Annotated in this window: 23 protein-coding genes, 1 pseudogene and 1 riboswitch; of the genes and pseudogenes, 12 read left to right on the forward strand and 12 right to left on the reverse strand. The window is 73.0% G+C overall.

From position 1 onward, the window contains the following. The first annotated feature begins 78 nt into the window (after positions 1 to 78). Positions 79 to 3,555 (forward strand): bifunctional proline dehydrogenase/L-glutamate gamma-semialdehyde dehydrogenase, encoded by a 3,477-nt coding sequence (locus OVA28_RS10900; protein WP_268096963.1) that lies wholly within the window; start codon positions 79 to 81, stop codon positions 3,553 to 3,555. 156 nt (positions 3,556 to 3,711) lie between these two features. Then, positions 3,712 to 4,152, forward strand: a complete 441-nt coding sequence (locus tag OVA28_RS10905) for a VOC family protein (protein ID WP_268096964.1) — start codon at positions 3,712 to 3,714, stop codon at positions 4,150 to 4,152. A gap of 128 nt (positions 4,153 to 4,280) precedes the next feature. Here the strand turns inward: OVA28_RS10905 and OVA28_RS10910 are convergent, their stop codons facing one another. Together OVA28_RS10910 and OVA28_RS10915 are read right to left on the reverse strand one after the other, a co-directional pair. Continuing rightward, entirely contained in the window at positions 4,281 to 4,748 is a 468-nt protein-coding gene (locus OVA28_RS10910; protein WP_194662638.1) for an acyl-CoA thioesterase, read from the reverse strand. Next, positions 4,745 to 5,326, reverse strand: a complete 582-nt coding sequence (locus tag OVA28_RS10915; RefSeq protein WP_194662637.1) for a QsdR family transcriptional regulator — start codon at positions 5,324 to 5,326, stop codon at positions 4,745 to 4,747. Before OVA28_RS10915 ends, OVA28_RS10910 begins: the two co-directional genes overlap by 4 nt. Positions 5,327 to 5,371: 45 nt before the next feature. On the opposite strand from OVA28_RS10915, the gene OVA28_RS10920 reads away from it, so the two are divergent. Then, complete coding sequence (locus OVA28_RS10920; protein WP_228505836.1) at positions 5,372 to 6,565, forward strand: acyl-CoA dehydrogenase family protein; 1,194 nt, start codon at positions 5,372 to 5,374, stop codon at positions 6,563 to 6,565. 101 nt (positions 6,566 to 6,666) lie between these two features. Here OVA28_RS10920 and OVA28_RS10925 read toward each other — a convergent pair whose 3' ends face one another. Together OVA28_RS10925 and OVA28_RS10930 are read right to left on the reverse strand one after the other, a co-directional pair. Next, on the reverse strand, positions 6,667 to 8,775 hold the full coding sequence (locus tag OVA28_RS10925) for a S9 family peptidase (protein ID WP_268096965.1): 2,109 nt from the start codon (positions 8,773 to 8,775) through the stop codon (positions 6,667 to 6,669). 81 nt (positions 8,776 to 8,856) lie between these two features. Further along, on the reverse strand, positions 8,857 to 9,729 hold the full coding sequence (locus OVA28_RS10930) for a patatin-like phospholipase family protein (protein ID WP_268096966.1): 873 nt from the start codon (positions 9,727 to 9,729) through the stop codon (positions 8,857 to 8,859). A gap of 107 nt (positions 9,730 to 9,836) precedes the next feature. Between OVA28_RS10930 and OVA28_RS10935 the strand changes: the two genes are divergently transcribed. Together OVA28_RS10935 and OVA28_RS10940 are read left to right on the forward strand one after the other, a co-directional pair. Next, positions 9,837 to 10,628: a GAF domain-containing protein gene (locus OVA28_RS10935; RefSeq protein WP_268096967.1), complete on the forward strand. Its 792-nt coding sequence runs from the start codon at positions 9,837 to 9,839 to the stop codon at positions 10,626 to 10,628. A 76-nt stretch (positions 10,629 to 10,704) separates the two neighbouring features. After that, complete coding sequence (locus OVA28_RS10940; protein ID WP_175481344.1) at positions 10,705 to 10,881, forward strand: hypothetical protein; 177 nt, start codon at positions 10,705 to 10,707, stop codon at positions 10,879 to 10,881. 239 nt (positions 10,882 to 11,120) lie between these two features. Here the strand turns inward: OVA28_RS10940 and OVA28_RS10945 are convergent, their stop codons facing one another. After that, the gene (locus OVA28_RS10945; protein WP_268096968.1) at positions 11,121 to 12,149 is read right to left on the reverse strand and encodes an NADPH:quinone reductase; all 1,029 of its coding nucleotides are present in this window, start codon (positions 12,147 to 12,149) and stop codon (positions 11,121 to 11,123) included. A 104-nt stretch (positions 12,150 to 12,253) separates the two neighbouring features. Continuing rightward, entirely contained in the window at positions 12,254 to 12,619 is a 366-nt protein-coding gene (locus OVA28_RS10950) for a winged helix-turn-helix transcriptional regulator (RefSeq protein WP_268096969.1), read from the reverse strand. 101 nt (positions 12,620 to 12,720) lie between these two features. Here OVA28_RS10950 and OVA28_RS10955 point away from each other — a divergent pair, with 101 nt between their 5' ends. Then, positions 12,721 to 13,368 (forward strand): NAD(P)-dependent oxidoreductase, encoded by a 648-nt coding sequence (locus tag OVA28_RS10955; protein ID WP_268096970.1) that lies wholly within the window; start codon positions 12,721 to 12,723, stop codon positions 13,366 to 13,368. Positions 13,369 to 13,558: 190 nt separating this feature from the next. Here the strand turns inward: OVA28_RS10955 and OVA28_RS10960 are convergent, their stop codons facing one another. Continuing rightward, positions 13,559 to 14,884, reverse strand: a complete 1,326-nt coding sequence (locus tag OVA28_RS10960) for an MFS transporter (RefSeq protein ID WP_268096971.1) — start codon at positions 14,882 to 14,884, stop codon at positions 13,559 to 13,561. Positions 14,885 to 15,016: 132 nt separating this feature from the next. On the opposite strand from OVA28_RS10960, the gene OVA28_RS10965 reads away from it, so the two are divergent. Further along, positions 15,017 to 15,874 carry a LysR substrate-binding domain-containing protein gene (locus tag OVA28_RS10965; RefSeq protein WP_071276179.1) on the forward strand — a complete coding sequence of 286 codons (858 nt, stop codon included), beginning with the start codon at positions 15,017 to 15,019 and terminating at the stop codon, positions 15,872 to 15,874. A gap of 13 nt (positions 15,875 to 15,887) precedes the next feature. Here the strand turns inward: OVA28_RS10965 and OVA28_RS10970 are convergent, their stop codons facing one another. Beyond that, entirely contained in the window at positions 15,888 to 16,982 is a 1,095-nt protein-coding gene (locus OVA28_RS10970; RefSeq protein WP_268096972.1) for a hypothetical protein, read from the reverse strand. Between the two features lie 117 nt (positions 16,983 to 17,099). Between OVA28_RS10970 and OVA28_RS10975 the strand changes: the two genes are divergently transcribed. Further along, positions 17,100 to 18,068 carry an aldo/keto reductase gene (locus OVA28_RS10975; RefSeq protein ID WP_194662617.1) on the forward strand — a complete coding sequence of 323 codons (969 nt, stop codon included), beginning with the start codon at positions 17,100 to 17,102 and terminating at the stop codon, positions 18,066 to 18,068. An 85-nt stretch (positions 18,069 to 18,153) separates the two neighbouring features. Here OVA28_RS10975 and OVA28_RS10980 read toward each other — a convergent pair whose 3' ends face one another. Next, positions 18,154 to 18,801 (reverse strand): NADPH-dependent F420 reductase, encoded by a 648-nt coding sequence (locus OVA28_RS10980; protein WP_267420418.1) that lies wholly within the window; start codon positions 18,799 to 18,801, stop codon positions 18,154 to 18,156. A gap of 51 nt (positions 18,802 to 18,852) precedes the next feature. Here OVA28_RS10980 and OVA28_RS10985 point away from each other — a divergent pair, with 51 nt between their 5' ends. From OVA28_RS10985 to OVA28_RS11000, 4 genes are all read left to right on the forward strand, one after another. Next, positions 18,853 to 19,149, forward strand: coding sequence for a GNAT family N-acetyltransferase (locus OVA28_RS10985; RefSeq protein WP_194662606.1), 297 nt, complete (start codon positions 18,853 to 18,855; stop codon positions 19,147 to 19,149). A gap of 22 nt (positions 19,150 to 19,171) precedes the next feature. Continuing rightward, the gene (locus OVA28_RS10990; protein WP_268096973.1) at positions 19,172 to 19,630 is read left to right on the forward strand and encodes a VOC family protein; all 459 of its coding nucleotides are present in this window, start codon (positions 19,172 to 19,174) and stop codon (positions 19,628 to 19,630) included. An 88-nt stretch (positions 19,631 to 19,718) separates the two neighbouring features. Then, a complete protein-coding gene (locus tag OVA28_RS10995) occupies positions 19,719 to 20,192 on the forward strand; it encodes a MarR family winged helix-turn-helix transcriptional regulator (RefSeq protein ID WP_268096974.1) in 474 nt (157 codons plus the stop codon). Next, positions 20,189 to 20,782 (forward strand): metallophosphoesterase family protein, encoded by a 594-nt coding sequence (locus OVA28_RS11000; protein ID WP_268096975.1) that lies wholly within the window; start codon positions 20,189 to 20,191, stop codon positions 20,780 to 20,782. Before OVA28_RS10995 ends, OVA28_RS11000 begins: the two co-directional genes overlap by 4 nt. A gap of 128 nt (positions 20,783 to 20,910) precedes the next feature. Here OVA28_RS11000 and thiD read toward each other — a convergent pair. From thiD to thiM, 3 genes and pseudogenes are all read right to left on the reverse strand, one after another. After that, positions 20,911 to 22,386, reverse strand: a pseudogene (thiD, locus tag OVA28_RS11005) (bifunctional hydroxymethylpyrimidine kinase/phosphomethylpyrimidine kinase); the annotation flags it as partial. Then, positions 22,302 to 23,021 (reverse strand): thiamine phosphate synthase, encoded by a 720-nt coding sequence (gene thiE, locus OVA28_RS11010; RefSeq protein ID WP_268096976.1) that lies wholly within the window; start codon positions 23,019 to 23,021, stop codon positions 22,302 to 22,304. The gene thiE and the pseudogene thiD, both read right to left, overlap by 85 nt. Next, entirely contained in the window at positions 23,018 to 23,863 is an 846-nt protein-coding gene (gene thiM, locus OVA28_RS11015; RefSeq protein ID WP_268096977.1) for a hydroxyethylthiazole kinase, read from the reverse strand. Before thiM ends, thiE begins: the two co-directional genes overlap by 4 nt. Then, positions 23,852 to 23,947, reverse strand: a riboswitch (TPP riboswitch). Its footprint overlaps the gene before it by 12 nt. Between the last annotated feature and the right edge of the window lie 10 nt (positions 23,948 to 23,957).

Consider the following 23,957-nt stretch of genomic DNA (forward strand, 5'->3'; position numbering starts at 1 on the left):
AAAGAGTAGTTCACCTGAACGGAACACATCAGGAAGAGTTGCTTCCGCTACCGGAAGCGCGAGCGACACACTGATCCCATGACCGACGTCCAGCCGCGCAACGACGCAGCGACCACGACCGACCGCGCCTCCGCCACCGACCACGCCGGACTCGCCGACGAGTCCGTCGCGCTGGTCAGGCAGTGGCTCGCCGAGGCGGAGACGTACCCGGTGGACGGGTCGGCCAAGCAGCTCGCCGGCGTGCTTGCCGACCCGAAGGGCCTCGCGTTCGCCGTCGGGTTCGTCGACGGGGTCGTCCGACCGGAGGACCTCGGCGTCGCCGCGCGGAAGCTGCGCGCCATCGCGCCGGACGCACCCGGCTTCCTGCCCAGCGCGCTCCGCGGTCTGGTGCGGCTCGGTGGCGGACTGGCACCGGGCCTCCCGGGTGTCGTCGTCCCCGTCGCCCGACGCGTGCTGCGGAACATGGTCGGCCACCTCATCGTCGACGCGACCGATGCGAAGCTCGGTCCCGCGATCGCGAAGATCAAGCAGGACGGCGTCCGTCTCAACGTGAACCTGCTCGGCGAGGCGGTCCTCGGCGAAGGCGAGGCGGCCCGACGGCTCGAGGGCACGCACAAGCTGCTTGCGCGCCCCGACGTGGACTACGTGTCGATCAAGGTCTCCTCGACCGTGCACCCGCACTCGCCGTGGGCCTTCGACCACGCCGTCGACGACATCGTCGAGAAGCTGCGCCCACTGTTCGCCCGCGCCGCATCCTCCGATCCGGCGAAGTTCATCAACCTCGACATGGAGGAGTTCAAGGACCTCGACCTGACCATCGCGGTCTTCACGAAGCTCCTCGACGAGCCGGCGTTCCTCGGGCTCGAAGCCGGGATCGTGCTGCAGGCCTACCTGCCGGACGCGCTCGCCGCGATGCAGCACCTGCAGGACTGGTCCGCTGCCCGTCGCGCCCGCGGTGGCGCCGGCATCAAGGTCCGCCTGGTCAAGGGGGCGAACCTGCCGATGGAGCAGGTCGAGGCCTCGGTGCACGGCTGGCCGCTCGCAACCTGGCACACCAAGCAGGACTCGGACACCAACTACAAGCGGGTGCTCGACTGGGCCCTGACGCCCGACCGCGTGGCGAACGTCCGCGTCGGCGTCGCTGGGCACAACCTGTTCGACGTCGCGCACGCCTGGCTGCTGGCCGGCGAACGCGGGGTGCGCGACGGCATCGAGTTCGAGATGCTGCTCGGCATGGCGCAGGGCCAGGCCGCCGCGGTCCGCAAGACGGTCGGGTCGCTGCTGCTCTACACGCCCGTCGTCCACCCGGGGGAGTTCGACGTGGCGATCGCGTACCTCATCCGCCGACTGGAGGAGGGCGCCTCGCAGGACAACTTCATGTCCGCGGTGTTCTCGCTAGACTCGTCGCCGTCGCTGTTCGCGCGCGAGGAGTCGCGGTTCCGCGCGTCCCTGGAGCCGCTGTCGCGCCCGGACGGGCTCGCCGTCCCGGAGTCGCACCGCGTCGCCGATCGCTACGCAGCCGTCGGTCGCCCGACTCCCGGCCACTTCGAGAACACCCCGGACAGTGACCCGTCGGTCGCCGCCACCCGTGCCTGGGGTGCGGCCATCACCGAGCGGATCGCGTCGTCGACGCTCGGCGTCCGGGGCGTCCAGGAGGCCCGGCTGACGTCCGACGCGCAGCTCACGTCGGTCCTGCAGCGGGTCCGCAGCGCGGGTGCCGTCTGGGGGACCTGGTCCGGTGCGGCGCGTGGTGCGGTGCTCCACGCCGTCGGCGACGCGCTCGAGGCGAACCGTGCGGGGCTCATCGAGGTGATGGCCTCCGAGACCGGGAAGACGATCGACCAAGCCGACCCCGAGGTCTCCGAGGCGATCGACTTCGCCCACTTCTACGGCGACATGGCCGCGGGGCTCGACGAGGTCGACGGCGCCACGTTCTCGCCGGCTGCGCTGACCCTGGTCGCGCCGCCGTGGAACTTCCCCGTCGCGATCCCCGCCGGGTCGACGCTCGCCGCCCTGGCCGCCGGGTCCGCCGTCGTGTTGAAGCCCGCGCCGCCGGCCGCCCGGAGCGGTGCCGTCCTGGCATCGGTCATCGACACCGCGCTCGACGCGATGGGGGCTCCCGCCGACGTGCTCGCGTTCGTCGACGTCTCTGAGACCGACCTCGGGTCGACGCTGGTCGCGTCGCCGCTCGTCGACCGGGTGATCCTCACCGGCGCCTACGAGACCGCGTCGCTGTTCCGCTCGTTCCGCACGGACCTGCCGCTCCTCGCCGAGACGTCGGGCAAGAACGCGATCATCGTCACGCCGTCGGCCGACCTCGACCTGGCCGTCAAGGACGTCGTCGCGTCGGCGTTCGGGCACGCCGGGCAGAAGTGCTCGGCCGCGTCGCTCGTCGTGCTCGTCGGGTCCGTCGCCCGCTCGCGCCGCTTCCACTCGCAGCTCGTCGACGCGGTGTCCTCGATGACCGTCGGCTACCCCACCGACCCGACGTCGCAGATGGGGCCGATCGTCGAACCCGCCGCGGGCAAGCTGCTCGACGGGCTGACGAAGCTCGGCGCGGGGGAGTCCTGGGCCGTCCGCCCCCGGAAGCTCGACGACACCGGCAAGCTCTGGAGCCCCGGTGTCCGCGGCGGTGTCGCCCGTGGGTCCGCCTTCCACCGGACGGAGTACTTCGGCCCGGTGCTCGGTGTGATGCGCGCCGCCACCCTGGACGAGGCGATCGACATCGTCAACGAGGTCGACTACGGCCTGACCTCGGGCCTGCACTCGCTCGACCCGTCCGAGATCGGCACGTGGCTGTCCCGCATCGACGCCGGCAACCTCTACGTGAACCGCGGCATCACCGGGGCGGTCGTGCGTCGGCAGCCGTTCGGTGGGTGGAAGAAGTCCGCCGTCGGTGCCGGCACCAAGGCCGGTGGCGTGAACTACCTCGTCGGGCTCGGGTCGTGGGCACCTGCCGACGCCACCGCCGGCGCCCCGGTCTCGGCCCCGGTCGCGGCGTTCCTGCGGGCGGTCGGTGTCTCGTCGCCGTCGCTCTCCCGCGCGGTCGCGTCGGACGAGCTGGCCTGGACGTCGCTGTTCGGCACCGCGCAGGACGTGTCCGCGCTGTCGGCCGAGCGGAACATCGCGCGGTACCTGCCGTTCCCCGGTGTCCACGTGCGGCTGGCCTCGGACGCCCCGGAGGACGTCGAGTCCCTGGTCCGGGTCGTCGCCGCCGCACTCCGTGCCGGCACGACGATCGACGTCTCGTCCGCCGGCACCGTCCCCGCGGCGATCGCGGCGCTGCCCGTCGTCCGCTCGGTCACGGCGTCGGAGTCCGACTCGGCGTTCGGCGCCCGCGTCGCCCGAGGCCCGTCGACCCGCGTGCGGCTCATCGGCGGATCGGCGTCGGCCCTGTACGTGGCAGTCGACGGTCGCCCCGACGTCGCGGTCTACGCGGAGCCGGTGACCGAGGCCGGGCGGATCGAGATGCTGCCCTTCCTCCGCGAGCAGGCGGTGTCGATCACGGCGCACCGCTTCGGCACGCCGAACCACCTCACCGACGAGCTGATCTAGCCGCCCGCGCCCGCCCGCGCCGCCCGTTCCTGCCGCGAACGGGCGGCGCGCTGGTGTCCGGTCTCCGCGCCGTGCCCTGCGACTCCCCAGGCGTGGGGCGTTGCGTCGTGGACGGCGTCCGGAGCGGCGCCGACCGACCTCACGAGGAGCACCACCATGAGCGAACCGATCGCCCGTCCCACCGCCCTGGCCCACGTCCGCGTGACCGTGACCGACATCGCCCGCAGCAAGGCCTTCTACCAACAGCTGCTCGGCTCGGACCCGGTCATCGACTTCAGCGACCAGGTCGACGAGCCCGGCATCCGCGAGGACCGCGCTCGCTTCTACGGCGGCTGCGTGTTCCAGCTCGGCGACCAGGTGTTCGGCCTGCGACCCGTCGCCCCCGCCGGTCAGCGCTTCGACGCCGACACCGTCGGGCTCGACCACGTGAGCTTCGTCGTCGAGAGCGTCGACGAGCTGCACCAGGCGGCGACCCGGCTCGACGCGGCGGGCGTCGAGCACGGCGAGGTCACCGAGCTCGGCGAGGCCGGCATGACGATCCTGTCCGTGCAGGACCCCGACGACATCAACCTCGAGCTGGCCGCCCTCAGCAGCTGACGCGGTCACCCGGCAGGGCCAGTGCCGCGGCACGGCGCGCTCTGCCGCGGCGCATCGTGGTGCCGCACAACCGACGACGGCTCGCGCCGCTGATGTCCGCGGTGCGAGCCGTCGTCGGTTGTGCTGAGTCAGTCCGAACCGGCGAGCGCGGATGCAGGCGGCTCGACGTCAGCACGGGTGACCATCGTCGACGTGACGAGGTCGCGGAGCTCCGCCGGCAGGGGGACGGGGCGCCGGGCACCCTCGCGGTCGATGATGACGTGCACGAACTCGCCCGTCGCGAGCAGCGCCCCGTCCGCCTGCCGGAACAGGCCGAACTCCCACGACAGGCTCGTGGTGCCGAGGTGCTTCGAGCGCATCCCGACCTCGATGACGTCCGGCCACACGGCGGACTCGACGAACCGGCAGCTCGACGTCACCAGCACGGCGATCCACGTGGACGAGAAGGGGTCGAGGCCGGCCTGCTCGCGGAACCAGTACGTGGACGCGTTGTCCATCGCGCTGTAGTAGATCGTGTTGTTGACGTGCCCGAACATGTCGTTGTCGTTCCAGCGCGTGGGGTAGGTGCGGCGGAACGGGTACTCGTCGATGGTCATCGGTCTCCCTTCGAGGGGCTGCTGGGGCGGAGGACGTACTCGAACGTCGTCCGGGCCCGCAGGGGGTCGGGCGTCTCGCCGGAGATCAGGTCGGCGTAGGTGAACGACTCCGAGATCCGGACGAGCAGGCGCGCGAGTTCCTCGGCCGACAACGGTACGGGGTCGAACGCGCCTGAGCGTTCCTCGACCGTGACGAGCTCGGTGACGGCCTGGACGAAGCGGCTCTGCACGTCGCTCTCGGTCGTGGTGAGGAGCCGGAGCGCACGGGCCGGCTCGCGGGTCAGGAAGCGCCGGAAGTAGGGCGCCTGGATGAGGTCGGCGGTGAACCGGTCGAGGACGTCGACGATCCGGGCCGCTCCCGACGGCGCGGCATCACGGCGAGCGGCGTCGAGGGTCGGGACCGCCAGGGACCACAGCACCTCGGACAGCAACCGGTCCCGGTTGCCCACCCACCGGAACAGTGACGTCCGGTCGACGCCGAGCGTGGTGGCCAGCGCGCCCATGTCGATCCGGGACCCGGCGATGAAGGTGTGGCGAGCCTCCCGGAAGGCGCGCAGCGCGGGTTCCGACGTGTACACGAATCTCCCTTGCAACGTTTCCGAGAATGATGCATCGTTGGTCCCATGTCAACGTCGGTGTCCCTGCCCAGCCTGCTCGAGTCGGACTTCTACGGGTTCGCGCTGCAGTTGACGGAGCGTGAGCGCGAGTCGCTCGGGCGTCTGCGGGAGTACCTGGAGCGTGAGGTCGCCCCGATCGCCGACGCGTACTGGGCCCGCGCCGAGTTCCCGATGCAGGTGATCAAGCCGCTGGCCGAGCTCGGCATGTACGGCCCCGGGATCCCGCTGGTGCGCGAGTTCGAGAACTCCGCCGTGTACCGCGGGTGGGCGGCACTCGAGCTCGGACGCATCGACGCCAGCGTCGCGACGTTCATCGGCGTGCAGTCCGGTCTGGCGATGAACTCGATCGCGGTCGCCGGCAGCGACGAGCAGCAGCGCGAGTGGCTGCCCCGCATGGCGACCGGTGAGCTCATCGGCGCGTTCGGCCTGACCGAGCCCTACTCCGGCAGCGACTCCGCCCGCGGGCTCCGCACGACCGCCCGGCGTGACGGTGACGGCTGGGTCCTCGACGGGGAGAAACGGTGGATCGGCAACGCGACCTTCGCCGACGTCGTCGTCATCTGGGCCAAGGACGTCGCCGACGACCAGGTCAAGGGCTTCCTCGTGACCACGGACACCCCCGGCTTCACCGCGACGAAGATCGAGGACAAGATCGCGCTTCGCGGTGTGCAGAACGCCGACATCGTGATGACCGACGTGCGCGTGCCCGAGTCCCGCCGCCTGCAGCGGGCGACGTCGTTCCGCACGACGGCCGAGGTGCTCCGCCTGACCCGGACCGAGGTCGCCTGGCAGGCCATCGGCATCGCGGTCGGTGCCTACGACGCCGCGTTGGCCTACGCCCGCGAGCGCATCCAGTTCGGCAAGCCGATCGCGGCGCACCAGCTCGTGCAGGACCTGCTCGTGAAGTCCCTGGCGAACATCACGGCGTCGATCGCCCTGTGCACGCAGGCCTCGGCCATGCAGGACGCCGGCGTCGGCGCGGACGAGCACTCGGCGATGGCGAAGGCGTTCGCCACGTCGAAGATGCGGGAGACCGTCGCCTGGTGCCGCGAGGTGCAGGGCGGCAACGGCATCGTGCTCGACAAGGGCGTCGCCCGGTTCTTCGCCGACGCCGAGGCCATCTACTCGTACGAGGGGACCCGCGAGGTCAACACCCTGATCGTCGGTCGCGCCATCACCGGGCAGGCTGCGTTCGTCTGAGCACAGCCCGACCGGCTGGGGCCGGCAGCCCGACCGGCTGGGGCCCGCAGCTCGATCGGTCGGGGCGCGCAGCCCGACCGGTCGTGTGCACCGCAGCTCGGTCACCCGAGCAGTTCGGGCCGCTCCCACGGCTCGTCGAGCACGTGCTGCGCCAGGAACGCGAAGACCGTCTGGTACCAGATCGAGGCGTGCTGGGGCTTGAGGACCCAGTGGTTCTCGTCCGGGAAGTACAGGAACCGGTGCGCCATGGTGCCGTCCGGCCCCGCATGGTGTTCCGCGAGCTCTGACCACAGCCGGAGCCCCTCGCCGATCGGCACCCGGTAGTCCTGGTCCCCGTGGATGACGAGCATCGGCGTGACGATGTCCTCGACGAAGTGGTGCGGGTCGTTCTGGTGGATGCCGTCCGCGTCGAAGATCGACTGCCAGTAGTCGGAGGCATCGGTCGTGCCGGTGAACTGGTCGAGTGCCCAGAGGCTGGCATGCGTGACGATCGCCCGGAAGCGGTCCGTGTGCCCGGCGACCCAGTTCGCCATGTAGCCGCCGAAGGACCCACCCAGCGCGGCCGTGCGGGTCTCGTCGATGTCCGACCGGGCGACGACGGTGTCCGTGATCGTCATCAGGTCGGTGTAGGGCGCCTGTCCCCAGGCGTTCCAGCCCCGGTTGACGAAGTCGAGGCCGTACCCGGTCGACAGTGCCGGGTCGGGCAACAGCACCGCGTACCCGCGCGCCGCGGCGAGCATCGGGTTCCACCGCCACGACCACTGGTTCCAGGAGTTCAGCGGACCGCCGTGGATCCAGAGCAGCAGCGGGTGCGGCCCGTCGCCCTCCGGCAGGACCAGCCACCCGCGCACGCGGGCACCGTCGGCGGCGGTCGTCTCGACCTCTTCCAGCCGACCGGGGACGGCCGGCAGCGCGGCGGGCGTCGCGAGCGGGGTCACCGTGCCGTCCGCGTCGATCCGGACGGGGTGCAGCGGCGCCGCCCAGGAGGCTCGGAGCGCGACGACCAGACCGGTCGCCTCCGCCACGCGGAGACCCGAGTACGCCCAGTCGTCGTGGGTCAGCTGCTCGACGGGTGCGCCGTCGAGGGGGAGCCGGAACACCGGGGCGCGGCCGTCCTGGTCGGCGGTCGCGAGGAGCGCGCCGTCGCCGTGCTCGAAGACGAGCTCGCTCGGCCACCGGTCCCACTCGGTCGCGATGCGGCGCGCGCCCGAGCCGTCGACGGCCGCCACCCAGACCTCTTGCGGGTTCGCACCGGCCGGCGTCGACCGGACCGTCCGGACCCAGGCGATCATCGAGCCGTCGTGCGAGAGCGTCGGGAGTTCGTGGTCGACGTCGGGGTCGTCGAAGAGCACGGTGCGCTCGGCGGTGTCGACGTCGATGGCGACCAGCACGGAGCGGCTGCCACGGCCCTCGGGTGCACCGACCGCGGCGACGAGCGTGCTGCCGTCCGGGGTGAGGGCCCCTGACACGTGGTCGAGGGCGCGACCGGGCTGCGGCGTGAGGTCCACCGGGGAGGGCAGGTGCGCGGGGTAGGGCGCGGGGGCGTGGTCGTCGGAGGCGGCCGACTCGCTCGCCGCGGTCGACACACCCGTGGCCGGTTCGACCGCGGTCGGTTCGGACAGGTCGGCGAGGTCGATGCCGAGCACGTGGGTCTGGTCCGGGCCGAGGTCGTGGTCCCAGTACCGCACGGGGTACGACTCGTGCAGGATCGCTCGGACCTTCTTGTCGTCGCGGCGCTTCCGCAGCGCTGCGTCCCGCGTGACGACCCCGACGCGCTCCCCGGCAGCGGCCGTCGGCAGGAGGTCGGCGGTGACGGCGACCATGTCCGAGGCGCTGGCCGTCGCGACGACGCCACCCGTGCCTCCAGGAAGACGCGTCACCGGGCGTGCCTCGCCACCCGCAGCCGGCAACAGCCAGAGCTGCGCGGTGTCGTCGGCGCCACCGTCGGCGTCCGGGCGGCCCGAGACGAACAGCAGGTCACCGTTCCGGGTGAAGGCGGTACCGGACTCGCCCTTCGCGCTCCGGGTGAGTCGGTCGGGCGCGCCGTCGCCGGACGCCGGCACCGACCAGACCGCGCGGCGGTACCCGGTGCCGTCCGGGTCGAGCGTGCTCACCGTGAGCGCGACACGGGTGCCGTCCGGGCTGAGGGCGATGCCGTCCACCCGTGGGAGTGCGAGGTACTGGTCGAGGTCAGAGAACGCCGTCGTCATGCCACCACGCTAGCCGCGCACCCCGACGCTCCGTCCGGCTGGTGACGAGACTGTGGACAACTCCGTCAGACCGCCCCGCGGTCAGGCCCAGAACTCCGCGATGCGCTCGGCGATGGCCGATGCCTGGGTCCGACCGGCCTCGGCAGCCGGCCGCTGCGTCGACAGGGACAGCGAGTTCGTCCCGAACGCCTGCTGCGACGCGCTGTCGGCGATGACGACCTCCACGCTCGACCCGGCGGCACGCAGGGTCTCGACGGCCTCGTCGAGCCACGGACCGAGCGGGGACGGTGCCTCGGGTCCGCAGGCGATCACGAGCACACGCTCGTGCCCAGCGGCGACGTCGGCGTTCGTGCCCGACCGGACGCCACCGTCGACGTAGGGGCGGCCGTCGATCATCACCGGCGACCAGACCAGGGGGACGGAGCAGCTCGACGCGACCGCGCGGGGGAGCGGGATGCCGTCCGCGGCCGTGAGCACGCGGAAGGTGCCGTCGGTGGCGTCGACCGTCGTGACCGCCAGGGGGCGCTCGGGCCACTCGGAGGACGGCAGGGTCTCGCCGAAGGTCGCGACCCGCTGGTCGTCGGTCTGCCCGGTCGTGACGCGGAGCGCCGCCTGCCCGAGCCGCGCACGGCCGTCCTGCTCGGAGGTCATCCCGGCGAGGGCCTGCTCGAACGCACGCTGCATCGCCTCGACGTCGATCACGCCCGGCTCCTCGTAGGTGGTGGGGAGCGGGGAGATCTGCTGCGCGAACGCGGCCTGCACGCCTCCGTGCCGGACGAACGTGCCGACGACGCTGCCGGCGCTCGTACCCACGACCAGGTCCGCGGCATCGAGGTCGACGCCCGCGTCCTCGAGCGTCGCGAGGACACCGAGCTCCCACGCGATGCCGGCGACCCCACCACCGCCGAGGACGATCGCTCGGGATCCAGCGGTGGGCGGTGCGAGTTGGCTCATGCACCATGCTTACCAACTCCACGGCCTGCGCGGTGCGCGGACAGCGGCGCGGACGGACAGCGGTGCCCACGGGGTGCGGGGTCGGTGGTCGGCCGTACCGTCGTGGCGTGGGTCAGGGGAACGAACGAACGAGCAGCCGTCGGTACGGGGACGTCGTGCTGCCCGTCGTCGCCGCCGCCCTGCCCACCGCGGTGTTCCAGGTCCCGAACCTCGTCGGGGCCCCGGTGAGCAAGGCCGTGCTCGTCATCGTGGCGCTCGCCGTGTTCGTCGGGGTCGTCGTGTGGCAGGCGCTCCGGGCCCGTCGGACCGCCGCTGCCCGCCGTCGTGCGGAGGACGCCGGTGCCACGGCGCTGGCCGCCTACGAGGTCGCCGTGCAGTACGGCTTCGGCCAGATCGCGACGCGGCTCACCCGCTTCGCCGCCCACGACCACGCCACGCGACGGTCCGAGCTCGGGGCGTTCGCCGACCGGGCGGCCGCGGCCCTGGCGTTCTACCTGCTCCCGCACGTGCCGGACGTCCGCGCGAACGTGTACCTGCTCGCCCCCTCGCTCGACGCCCTCGAACCGATCGGACACGGTGGCGCCGGGGTGTTCCGCGCGGGGACGCCGTACGGGGACCGCAACCTCGACTGGGTGCTGCAGGGCGGTCCGCCGCGGGTGGTGGGGGACCGTGAGTCCGATGTCGACGCGGTGGACGACGAGCCGGACTTCGACCCCCGGTACCGCTCGTACGTGGCCGTCGTCATCCGGGGCGAGGGCTACTCGTTCGGCATGCTGACGGTGGACTGCCCGACGCCGGACGCCTTCGCCGACCTCGACGTGCGGAACGTCGGCGTCGTGGCGCAGTACGTCGGGGTCGCCTGCACGCTGGCCTTCCCCGTGCGGCACCAGCACCGCTGAGGAGGCCCCGGGCACGTCCGGCGCGTCGCCGCCGGTTGCCGTGACGACTGTCGGTCGGCAGTCGTACCCTGTCGGCATGACGAGCGTGCACCCGACCCCGCTGTCGTTCGGCCGTGCCCCGGTCCGTGCGACGGACCGGCGCGTCGACGCCACCGACGCCGACTACGACGACCCGCGGGTGGTCGCGGCGAACCTCGAACGGGCGCTCCGTGCGGCCCGCGCCCGCTTGACGGGGCGGACCCGCCGCCGGTGACGTTCCTCCGCACGCACGCCTGACGCGGACGCGGCGGCTTGCCGTCCCTGGCGTCGGACGGCGGCGGCGGCGGCGGGCAGCGTCGGACGGCGTCGGGCGGCGTCGGGCGGCGTCGGGCGGCGTCGCACCACCGAAGTCGAACCGAACCGCGGGATTCGCCGGTTCGAGCCCGCGTCGGTTGTGGGCCGCCGATCCGCGCCAGCGCCAGCGCCGAACCCGAGCCCGCGCCGCGCCGCGCCCTACTCGGCCTGCACGTCGATGAGCACCTTGCCGACCGTGTCCTGCTCGACGGCGTCGTGCGCTGCCGCGGTGTCCTCGAGCGCGAACCGCGTCAGCGGCAGCCCGGCGTCGTCACCCACGGGGAGGACCCCGTCGCGCAGTGCCTCGGTGATGTCCTCGGCAGCCGCCGAGAGTGCCTCGTCGCCGATCGTGTAGAGCAGCAGGAACTGGTACCGCGCGTTGATGCTCATGTTCGGCCGGATCGGCAGCGGCGCCTCGTCCCCACCGTTGTTGGCGTAGATCGACACGACGCCGTGGTTCGCCAGGACGTCGGCGACGAGGGCGGCGTTCTGCGGGATGGAGACCTCGACGACGATGTCGACGCCGTCGGACGCGATCGCGCGGATCTGCTCGGCGGCGTCGTCCGAGCGGTAGTTGACGGTGTGGTGCGCGCCGGCGGCGGAGGCGAGCGCGGCCTTCTCATCCGAGCTGATCGTGGAGATGACGGTCGCACCGGCCCACCGTGCGAGCTGGATCGCGGCGTGGCCGACGGCTCCGGCGCCACCGGCGACGAGGACGGTCTTCCCCGCGAGCGCGCCAGGGGTCAGGCGCGCAGGGCCCTGCTCGTGCGTGGTCAGTGCGCGGTGGGCGGTCATCGCTGGGACGCCGAGCGAGGCGCCGACGTCGAACGAGACCCCGTCGGGCAGGCGGACGGCGCGGGACGCCGGCACGACGGTGGACTCCTGCGCGGTGCCCGTCGGCCGGGACGCCGCCGCCATGTAGAGCCACACGCGGTCGCCGACGCCGAGGTCGTCGACCCCGGGCCCGATCGCGTCGACGACACCGGCGCCGTCCTGGTTCGGCGTGATCTCCGGGAACGGCAGGCCGTCGCCGTAGGTGCCGCCCGCGCGGGCCTTCCAGTCCGTCGGGTTCACCCCGGAGACGACGACACGGACGCGGACCTCGCCGTGGCCGGGCTCCTGCACGTCCCGGTCGACGAGGGAGAGGACGGACGAGTCACCGGGCTGGGAGTAGACGATCGATCGCATGGCTCCACGCAACCACGTCCGGCCGTGGAGAACACCGGGAACACCCGACGCCCGCGCCTGGGAACGGCGTCACCCCCGCACCACACGGCCGCACCGCACCTCGCTCACCGCGCCGCGTCGTACTCCTCGCGTGCCACGCCGACCGCCGCCATGTGCGACGTCGCCCAGTCCTCGAGCGGCTGCAGCACCGCGCGGAGCGACCGTCCGGCGTCGGTGAGCTCGTACTCGACGCGCGGCGGGACCTCGGGGAAGACCGTCCGCGTCACCAGGCCGTCGCGTTCGAGCGCCCGGAGTGTCTGCGTGAGCATCTTCTGCGACACGCCCTGCACCTTCGCGGCGATCGCCGAGTACCGCACGGGACCGTCGGCCAGCGTGCCGATCACCAGCACACTCCACCGGTCGCCGATCCGGTCGAGCAGCTGCCGCGAGGGGCAGTCCGCCGCGTAGGGGCTGTACTCCAGAACACGCACGTCGACCTCCGTCACGCACCACGAGGTGCCTACTTACTCGGAGAGAGTAACGCGCCTACAGTGGGCCGAGCACGTCCGCACCAACCGAACCAGGAGCACGCATGTCCACCATCGTCGTCTTCGGAGGCACCGGCTACGCCGGCTCCGCCATCACCCACGAGGCCCTCTCCCGCGGCCACCAGGTCGTCGCCGTCGCGCGCGACACCTCCAAGCTCGACCCCGCCGACGGCCTCACCCTCGCGCAGGGCGACGCGTTCGACCCCGACTTCGTGGCCGAGGTCACCAAGGGCGCCGACGTCGTCGTCGTGGCACTCCACGCGGTCCAGTCGGACGGCAGCGAGCTCAAGGACCGCTTCCAGCACTTCGTCGACGCCGCCTCGGCTGCCGGCGCACGCCTCGGCATCGTCGGCGGAGCGGGCTCGCTGCTCGTCGCCGACGGCGGCCCGGCCCTCTACGACACCCCCGAGTTCCCGGACGCCTTCAAGGGCGAGGCGAAGAGCCACGGCCAGGTCCTCGACGCGCTCCGCGCCTCGGACACCGACGTCGACTGGTTCTACGTCAGCCCCGCCGCCGCCTTCGGCAGCTTCAACCCGGGCGAGCGCCTCGGCACCTACCGCACGAGCGACGACCTGCTGCTCACGGACGCCGAGGGCAACTCCGAGGTCTCCGGCGCCGACTTCGCCATCGCGTTCGTCGACGAGATCGAGACGCCGGCACACCACCAGGCGCGCTTCGCCGTCGCCTACTGACCCGTCGCCTCCTGACCCGTCGCCCGCCTGACCCGTCGCACGACACCGGTGTCCAGCAGTCACGCCGCGGCTTTCCGCGGTGCGCAGCCTGGACACCGGTGTTCTGCAGCCACGCCGAGCACGACCACCACCACCACAGACCGGACGGGAGGCTCGGGGCGGGTCCGCCACGAGCCTCCCGTCCGTCGGGTCAGCGGTGTCCGACGATCGCCGGCAGCGGCATGTGGTGTCGCATCCGGACCGCCAGGTGGAAGCCCCCGCGCCGGGCGAGCACGACGCCGATGACGGCGGCCGCCGCGGCGGGCACGCCGCCGGCGACCATCATCCCGACGTGTGCGCCGAAGTGGTCGACGACCTGGCCCATGAGCGGCCCGCCGATGGCCTGGCCACCGAGCAGCACGAGGATGTAGAGCGACATCACGCGCCCGCGGATCGCCGTGTTCGAGGACAGCTGCACCATGGAGTTCGACGCGGTCTGGAACAGCAGCTGCGACATCCCGACGGCGACGAGCATCACGGTGAACGGGGCGATCACCGGGATCGAGCCGGAGACCACGAGCAGGATCCCGGTCCAGAACACCCCGCCGACGATCGTGCGCAGCCGGACCACCGCGCGCCGGGTCGACAGCAGCGCACCGACCAGGGCGCCGACCGCGACGGCGGAGTTGAACAGGCCGTAGCCGCCCGCGCCGACGTCGTAGACCTGTGACGCGAAGGCCGACAGCAGCACGGGCATCGTCAGCGCGAAGACCGAGAAGAACGCCACCAGGATCACCGGCACGATGATCGTGGGCTTGCTGACGGCGTAGCGGAGGCCCTCGCGGAGCTGCCCCTTGCCGCGGGGCGCCGCCGGGGTGCGGTGCAGCTCGGACACGCGGAGGAACCCGAGCGTCACGACCACGGCCGCGCAGGCGACGGCGTTGACGCCGAACGACCACCCCGCCCCGACGGCCACGAGCAGTGCGCCGGACAGTGCCGGGCCGATCATGCCGCCGAGCTGGAACACCGACGAGTTCACGCTGATGGCGTTCCGCAGGTGCTTGTGTCCGACGATCTCGGTGACGAACACCTGGCGCGCGGGGTTGTCGATCACGGTGACCATGCCGACCACGAAGGCGATCACCCAGATGTGCCACGCGTGCACCACCCCGGCCAGGGTCAGGGCGGCGAGCAGCGCGGAGAGCAGGGCGAAGGCGCCCTGCGTGATCATCATCAGCGCCCGCTTGGAGAACCGGTCGACGAGCACGCCGCCGAAGAGCCCGAACAGCAGCATCGGTGCGAACTGGCACGCGACGGTGATGCCGACCTGCGCCACGGAGCCGGTGAGCTGGAGGACGAGCCAGTCCTGCGCGATGCGCTGCATCCACCCGGCGGTCATCGCGACCAGGTTCGTCGCGGTGAACAGGCGGAAGTTCGGGACGGACAGGGCGATCAGGGTGTGCCGCCAGGGCGGACGCGTGGCCTGGATCGGGAGCGGTTCGGTGGGCGGGTGGAGGGTCGTCGATGACGCGCTCACAGTGGGGCTCTCCGGCGGTCGAGGGCGGGAAGGTACCCGTACAAAACTAGTTGCTGCGACCCCATTCGACACCCGTATGGTGGCTATCAGTCCATTGCGTTCTCGAATGGCCGCGCGACCGGAGGGCCCACCGTGATCGATCCCGTGCTCCTGCAGACCTTCCTCGCGGTCGCCGAGACCCGCAGCTTCACGCAGGCCGGGGCGCGCCTCGGCATCAGCCAGCCGACGGTGTCGCAGCACGTCCGACGGCTCGAGACCGCGGTGTCGAGGACCCTCGTGGCGCGGGACACCCGGGGCGTGACCCTGACCGACAACGGCGACGCGATGGCCGGGTTCGCGCGGACGATCCTGGCGGCACACGCCACCGCGGACGCGTACTTCTCGGGCTCGGCGACGCGCGGACGGCTCCGGTTCGGCGCGGCGGACGACCTCGCGATCACGCAGCTCCCGCGCATCCTGCGGGACTTCCGACGCCTGCACCCGCAGGTGAACCTCGAGCTGACGGTCAACCAGTCGTCACCGCTGCTCCGCCGGGTGCACGCGGGCCAGCTCGACCTGGTGTTCATCAAGCAGACGGCGGGGGAGTCGGCCGAGGGCACCCGCGTCGCCACGGACCAGATGGTGTGGATGGCGCAGGACGGCATCGCCGTGGAGCGTGACGAGCCCGTGCCGCTCATCGTCTACCAGGCGCCGAGCATCAGCCGGCAGATGGCCATCGACGCGCTCGAGGCCGCCGGCCGCACCTGGCGCATCACCTGCAACACCCGCGACGTGAACGGCGTGCTGGCAGCCGTCCGTGCGGGCATCGGCGTGGCGGTGTTCCCGCACTCGCTCATCCCCGCCGACCTGGTGAAGGTGTCGCAGCGACTCGGGCTGCCCGACCTGCCGGCCGTCGACTACGTCCTCATCGCCAACCCGACGGTGCAGCGCGAGCCGATCGACGCCCTGACGAACGCGATCCTGTCACGCGGGGTCGTCCGCGCGGTCTGACGCGTGGGACGCGTCAGGGCGCGAGCGTGGGGACGACGCCCGTGCCCGTGATGTCGGGCAGCGTCACGCCGGCCATCGGCAGCACCGCGTTCGCGACCGCCCACAGCAGCACGAGGGTCCCGACACCGCCGAGCACCGCCCCGAGCAGCGCGACCGGCCGCTGCCACGTGACGGCCGGGTTCCGCAGGGTCACGACCGAGCAGACGAGCGCGACGAGCCCGAGCAGCAGCCCCGCGGCGTGCACCGTCGCGGGAGCCGTGAACCACCAGGCCGCCAGACCGGTCGTCGCCAGCGCCGCGAGCGCACCGACCACGGCACCCGGGGTCGCCCCGATCGTCGTGCGTCGCGTCGTCGGCTCGGCCTGCGCACCGGACGGGAGGCTCGACTCGGCCTCCTCGGACCCGGTCGCCGCCGTCGCGGTGCCGGTCCCGAACGGTGCCGTCGCGGAGGACGTGGCCGGGGCGGTGACGGTGGGCGCGGCGAGCACCGTGTCGAAGGGGGTGGTCGGGGCCGGGGCCGCGACGGGTGCGCCGACGCCCTGCTGGTGGGCGAAGCGGCGGGGCGTGCGGTAGCCGACGGGGCCGGAGGGCTCGGTGTCGGTGCCCTCGACGACGACGTGTTCCAGACCGGGGACGGAGAACCGCGGCTGTCCGGTTCGCGGTGCGACCGGTCCGGCGTGCACGCCCGTCGGTGCCGGCGCGTTCATGCCGGCGCCGACCAGCGCCGCAGGTCGTGCTCCGGCGGTCGTCACGGCGTCGGCGTCGACGGCGTCGACGGGGGAGACGGGCGCGTGAGCGGGGAGCTCGGTCGCGCGGTCGAACGGACGGGTGTGGACCGTCGGCGAGGTGGGTGCCGGCGGCAGGTGCTCCTCGGACGGCATGAAGTCCGGGACGACGACCTCGGGGTGCTCGGCACCGGGCGCGCTCAGCGGGGCCGGCACCGAGCCGGGGGTGACGTGCGACGGGGTGGACCCGGCCGTGTGTGCCGCCGGAGCGGTCGTGGCGGAGGCGGGGGGAGCCTCCAGGACGGTGCTGCCCTGGGCGCCCTCGACGTAGGGCGCCGTCACCCAGGCCGGGACGGGCCGGCGGGGCCGATCGGAATCGGGCATGCGGTGTGACGCCACGTGTGCTGCTCCCTACCGTCGGCGGATCCACCGTCAGTTCTAGCCGGAAGACGTGGTCCCGGCGCAGCCCCAGTTCCGGGGTCGCGCCGGTACGGTCGGAGCATGACCGGCATCGAACACCGTCCTCTCGGCCCCTCGGGGCTCGTCGTCTCCACCGTCGGACTCGGCTGCAACAACTTCGGCAGGCCGGGGACGGTGACCGAGACGCAGGAGGGCACCGACGCCGTCGTGCACGCGGCGCTCGACGCCGGCGTCACCCTGCTGGACACGGCGGACATCTACGGCGGGACGCCGGGGCAGTCGGAGACGATGCTCGGTGCGGCGATCGCGGGACGCCGGGACGAGGTCGTGCTCGCGACGAAGTTCGGCATGGACATGGGCGGGGCGAACGGTCCCGACTGGGGCGTGCGCGGGTCCCGGCGCTACGTGCGGCTCGCGGTGGAGTCGTCCCTGCGGCGCCTCGGCACGGACTGGATCGACCTGTACCAGATGCACCGACCGGACTCGGTCACGCCGATCGAGGAGACCCTGTCGGTCCTCGACGACCTGGTGCGCGAGGGCAAGATCCGCTACGTCGGGCACTCGAACTTCGCCGGGTGGCAGATCGCCGAGGCCGAGCTGACCGCGTCCATCGCCGGCACCACCGCGTTCGTCTCCGCGCAGAACGAGTACAGCCCGCTGTCCCGCGACGTCGAGGCCGAGGTGCTGCCCGCGGTCCGGGCGTACGCGCTCGGCTTCCTGCCGTTCTTCCCGCTGTACAACGGGCTGCTCAGCGGCAAGTACACCCGCGGCGACCGCCCCCAGGACGGCCGCCTGACCCGGCTGAAGCCCGAGCTGCTCGACTCCGCCCCGTGGGACGTGCTCGAGGAGTACCAGCGCTTCTGCGACGAGCGGGGCGTCACGATGCTGCAGGCCACCTTCGCCTGGCTCCTCGCACAGCCAGGGCTCACCAGCGTCATCGCCGGTGCCACGCGGCCGGAGCAGATCACGCAGAACGTCGACGCGGGGACCGCCTGGGTGCCGAGCGAGGACGACCTCGCCGAGATGACGGTCGTGTTCGACGCCGCCTGACCCGGTCCCCGGTCCCCGGTCCCCGGACGACGAGGGGCCGGGCACGCGTGCTGCGTGTCCGGCCCCTCGTCGTGGTGCGGCTGGGTCACATGTCGCGGTAGCGCTTCGCGTCCGCGACGGCCTGCTCGAGCTGGAGCGCGTCGAACTGCTGCGTGTAGCCGGGGGTGTCGCGCTGGATGCGCCATCCCTCGGACAGCGCGCCGATGTCGACCGGCTCGAAGCCGAACTCGTCGATGAGGTCCGCCACGGTCTGCTTCGCCTCGGCGTCGTCCCCGGCGACGATCAGCGCACGACGGTGCTGCGTCCCACGGGGCGAGCCCTGCGCGGGCAGGTCGGGGGCGTAGATGTGGTTGAAGGCCTTCACGACCCGGGCGCCGGGCAGGTGGTCCTGCAGGAGCTCCGCCGTCGTGGTGGTCTCGTCGTCGAGCGCCTGGATGTGGCCGTCGCGCTCCGGGTAGTAGTTGTTCGTGTCGATCACGACCTTGCCGACGAGCGGCTCGACCGGGATGCTCTCGATCGCGGCGAGCGGCACCGTCACCACGACGAGGTCGCCGGCTGCTGCCGCCTCGTCACGCGTGACCGCACGCGCCCGGTCGCCCAGTTCGGACACGAGGTCCGTGAGCGTCTCCGGTCCGCGCGAGTTCGCGATCGCGACGTCGTACCCGTTCTGCACCGCCAGCCGTGCCAGCGCTGATCCGATGTTCCCTGCTCCGATGATGCCGATGGTGGTCATGCCAGGAGTCAACGCCGTGCCTGCTGACGCATTCCGAGGCATGATGGCGACATGGCACACGAGTTCCGCGACGAAGCCGACCAGCGTCGGTACGCCATGTACGTCGACGGGGAACTCGTGAGCGTCCTGGACTACCGCGAGAACGACGACGCCGTCACGTTCCCGCACACGTACACGGTCCCTGCGCACCGTGGACACGGGTACGCCGGCGAGCTCGTCGCGTACGCGGTGGACGACGTCGAGGCCAGGAACGACAAGCGCATCGTGCCGATGTGCTGGTTCGTCGGCACGTGGTTCGACGAACACCCCGAGAAGACCCCGCTCCTCAGCCGCAACGTCGCGGACTGAGCCCGTTCGACAGGACCATCCCGTGCAGCAGATCGTCCCCTTCCTCTGGTTCGACGGACAGGCCGAGGAGGCCGCCACCTTCTACGCGTCGGTGGTCCCGGACTCCTCGGTCGACCACGTCGAACGCCTCCCCGACGGCTCCACCATGGTCGTGGCGTTCCGCCTGCACGGACAGCCCTTCCGCGCGATGAACGCCGGCCCCGGGCACCCGCACTCCGACGCGATCTCGTTCCAGATCGACGTCGACGGCCAGGCGGAGCTCGACCGGATCTGGGACGCGTTCCTCGACGCCGGCGCCACCCCGTCGATGTGCGGCTGGCTCACCGACGCCTGGGGGGTCGCATGGCAGGTCACCCCGGCGAACTGGGGCGAGCTGATGAGCGCCGGCGGAGACCCAGCCGGGGCCGCCCGCGCCTTCGAGGCGATGCGGCAGATGGTGAAGCTCGACATCGACGAGCTCCAGGCGGCGATCCGCGGCTGACGCTCCCCAGGGGGCACCACGGCTGCCGGTACTGTGACCGGCAGGGGAAGAGCGCCGGCCCACCGGCGTGCAACAAGCTGGAGGCACGATGGACCACCCGAGGTCCGACGTCCGCAACGCTGACATCGGACGCGCCTACACGGAGCTCTCGCGCATCACACGCCGTGCGAGCATCCGCGCCCGCGGCAACGACGCCGTGCTGAGCGTCGTCGACCAGTCGCTCGTCGACTTCGTCGTGCAACACCCCGGCTGCATGGCCATCGACATCGCCCGGTACCTGCGCCTGAACCGGTCGACGATCTCCCGGCAGCTCGCCGGCCTCCTCGCCGCGGGCCTGATCCGCACGACGGACGGCGGCACAGGCAACGCGAAGCCCCTCGAGGCGACACCGGCGGGGTGCGCCGCGCTGGAACGGTCCGTGCAGCTGCACCGCGACGCCCTCGACGAGCGGATCGCCAGCTGGTCGGACGACGACATCGCCCTGCTCGCCGGACTGCTCGAACGCCACGGCGCCGCGGACGAGGCCGGGCTCCCCGTGCCCAACCGGGTGCCCGACGCGTGAGCACCTCGCTCCTGCTGCTGTCCGACACCCACCTGCCGAAGCGCGCGAAGGACCTGCCAGCCGCGCTCTGGGCCGACGTCGACGCCGCCGACCTCGTCGTGCACGCCGGGGACTGGGTCGACCTGGCGACGGTCGAGACGCTCCAGGCCCGCAGCCGGTCGTTCGTCGGGGTGCGCGGCAACAACGACGACGCGCCGGGCTTCGAGGAGCGCCTGTCGCTGGTCGAACACGTCGACGTCGAGGAGCTCCGCATCGCCCTCGTGCACGAGACCGGCGCCGCCACCGGCCGGGAACGCCGTGCGGCAGCGACGTACCCGGGGACGGACGTGCTGGTCTTCGGGCACTCCCACATCCCGTGGGACACCCGCGTCACCGGCCCCGGGGTCGGCGGGACGACCGGGGCCCTCCGCCTGCTCAACCCCGGGTCGCCCACCGACCGCCGGCGTCAACCCGACTTCACCTGGATGCGCTGCTCGGTCGACGGGTCGGCGCTCGCCGTGGAGCTGGTGCGGCTCGCCCCGGGGGCGACCGAGCCGTCGGTCAGCCCGAGCATCCCGACCGCCGACGTCGTGGTGCCCGCAGCACGGTAGCCCCGCCCGTCCGGGGAGCCCGACGCGCCCACCGCGTCGCCCGTCGCACCCACCGCGTCGCCCGTCGGCATCCGGAAGAACGCCAGCTCCCACGCGACCGACGCCCGGAACGCCCGGGCCATCGCTCCGCGCACGGCGGGGGAGGCTCCCCGCGCCAGGTCCTCGACGTGCTCCGTCGCCGCCGCGCTCGACGCCGCGAACCCGGGGTCCCCGTACGCCGTGACCCAGTCGGCGTACGGATGCAGCTCGCCCGCGCCGGGAAGGACCGCGGCCGCGCCGAACTGCGCTCCGACCCACGCGTAGACCCGGAAGCACGGCAGCACCGCGGCGGCGAGCACGGCGACGTCGTCCGCCTCCGCACAGCCCGTCAGGTGCGCCAGGTAGCCGGCGCACGTCGGGTCGACCGCGTCGTCGGCACGGGTGCCGGCGAGCCGTCGGTGGTGCAACGAGGCGGCCTCCTCGGCGCACCCGGCAGCCGCAGCCGCCCAGAACGCCGCCGCCGGTCCCGCTGAACGCGCCCCGACCGACCCGAGGTGCCGCTCGTACGCCCGCAGGTAGTGCACGTCCTGCGCCAGGTACCCCGCGAAGACGTCGGGGTCGAGCGTGCCGTCCGCCATCCCGCGCAGGAACGGGGTGTCGATCGTCGCCGCGAGCAGCTCCTCGGCGTCGGTCCACCACAGGTCGGTCGACCGGACCGGGGGGAGCGCCCGTCGCACCAGCGCCCCGTGGTCCACCGGCCCGTTGCCGCTCCCGACCTCGAGCGTGTCGGCACCCTCGAGCGCCGCCGTCAGCCAGTCCTTCGCCCCGCGGACCGCGAGCTCCCAGTCACCGTGCCGTGCCGCGAGGGTCGCGATCGCACTCGACAGCGAACACCCCGTGCCGTGCGTGTTCGTCGTCGGCACCCGGGGACCCCGGAAGACCCGGACGGCGCCGTCGGGCGCGACGAGCACGTCGTCCGAGGTGCTCCCGCCCGCGTGCCCGCCCTTCGCCAGCACGAGCACGTCCCACCGCCGGGCGACGGCCAGCGCCGCGCCGACGGCGTCCGTGTCGACGGTCTCGGAACCGGCGACTCCGGCGAGCCCAGCCAGCACCGCCAGCTCGCTGCGGTTCGGCGTGACCAGGTCCGCGAGGGCGAACAGCTCCGTCATCGCGACCTCGGCGTCCGCGTCGATCAGCCGGTCGCCGCTCGTGGCCACCATCACCGGGTCGACGACCACGACGGGCGGCCGGTGCGCCCGCAGCCAGTCGGTGACCTCGCGGACGACCGCCGTCGTCCCGAGCATCCCGATCTTGACCGCGTCCACGACCACGTCGTCCGACACCGCGTCGAGTTGGTCCCGCAGCACCGTCACGTCCGGCACGTGCACCGACCGCACCCCGTGCGTGTTCTGCGCCACCACCGCGGTCACCACCGCCATGCCGTAGCCGTCGTGCGCCGCGATCGCCTTGAGGTCCGCCTGCAGCCCGGCCCCACCGGTCGGGTCGGTCCCGGCGATGCTGAGCACGCGCACCGGCCCGCTCACCGCACACCGCCGGCGGGGAGGCTCGACACCCGTCCGCCACTCGGCTGTCCGCCGAGCGGGCGACCGGCACCACCGCTCCACGCCGCCACGTAGGCCGCGGCCGCCGCACCGGGGTCCGGCGCGGCGCAGATCCCGGAGACGACGGCGACCCCCGCGGCACCGGCGGCGGCCAGCGGCGCCACGTCGTCGAGGTCGACCCCGCCGATCGCCACGCAGGGCAGGTCGGTGGCCGCGGCGATCCTGGCGAAGCCGTCGTGCCCGAGCGCCGGCGGGTGGTCCGGCTTCGTCGTCGTGGGGTGCACGACCCCCACCCCGAGCAGGTCGACGGTCCCGCGGGGGAGCCGCACCAGGGCGTCGAGGTGCGCCGGGGTGTTCGCAGTCAGTCCGACGTGCGCGTCCGGTCCGAGCAGCGCCCGCGCCGCGGACACCGGCACGTCGGACTGCCCGAGGTGCACGCCCGCCACCCGGTGTCCGGCGAGCCGGGCAGCCAGGGCGACGTCGAGCCGGTCGTCGACGACCACCGCGGCCCGGTCGCCCACCGCGTCGGCGACGGCCACCGTCAGCGCGAGGAGGTCCCTGGCGCTCGCGTCCTTGTCCCGCACCTGCACGATCCGGACCCCCGCGTGCACGGCCGCCCGGACGACGCCGAGCACCCCGATCCCGTGCCGGTCGCACAGCATCCCGTCGGTCACCAGGTACACGCCGACGTCGCTCACGCGGCACGCTCCTCGGTGACCCGGGCCACGCGGAGCACGTCCTCGGGGGTCAGCGACGTCAACCGGTCGAGGAACAGCGGCTGGAACGTGCCGGGGCCACCGGCGTCGGCCGCCGCGAGCTCCGCCGCGACCGTGTGCACGAGCGTCCCGGCCACGGCAGCAGCACCCGGGTCCTCCGGCGACACCGCGGTGAACGCCGCGATCACGGCACCGAGCGCGCACCCGCCACCCGTGATCCGCGTGAGCAGCTCCGACCCGTTCGCCACCCGCACGACCGTTCCCGACCAGCCCGGGGCGCCGGACCCGGCCACCAGGTCGACGGGACCGGACACGGCGACCGCGCCCACGAGCCTCCCGGCCGCGTCGACCGCAGCCGCACGCGCGTCGTCGGTGCCGGCCGTGCTGTCGACCCCGCGTCCACCGGCGGAGGCGCCGAGCAGCGCGAGCACCTCGGAGGCATTGCCGCGCAGCACCGTCGGGCCGATCGCGAGCAGGTCCCGCGCCAGGGCCGTCCGGACCGGGAGCGACCCCACGGCGACCGGGTCGAGCACCCACGGTGTGCCGTGCTCGACGGCAGCGGTCGCCGCCTCGACCGACGCCACCCGGGGCTCCGCGTGCGGCGTGCCGGTGTTCACCAGCAGGGCGTCGGCGACCCGGGCGAACGGACCGGCCTCCGTCGGCACGTCGACCATCGCGGCCGAGGCGCCGAGCGCGAGCAGGACGTTCGCCGTCACGTTCTGCACCACGGTGTTCGTGATGCACTGCACCAGGGGACTCCTGGCACGAACGGCCTCGAGCAGTTCGGCGGTGCGTTCTGGCCACACGGGCGCAGCGTTCTCCATGGACGATCCCTTCGCGAGTACGAGCTCGAGCAGGTTCGACGGGTGTGATCTCAGCCGCTGGTCGCGGCACCCCGTGTCTCGAGCAGCACGGTAC

Source organism: Curtobacterium sp. SL109, assembly GCF_026672405.1.
Classification (GTDB): domain Bacteria; phylum Actinomycetota; class Actinomycetes; order Actinomycetales; family Microbacteriaceae; genus Curtobacterium.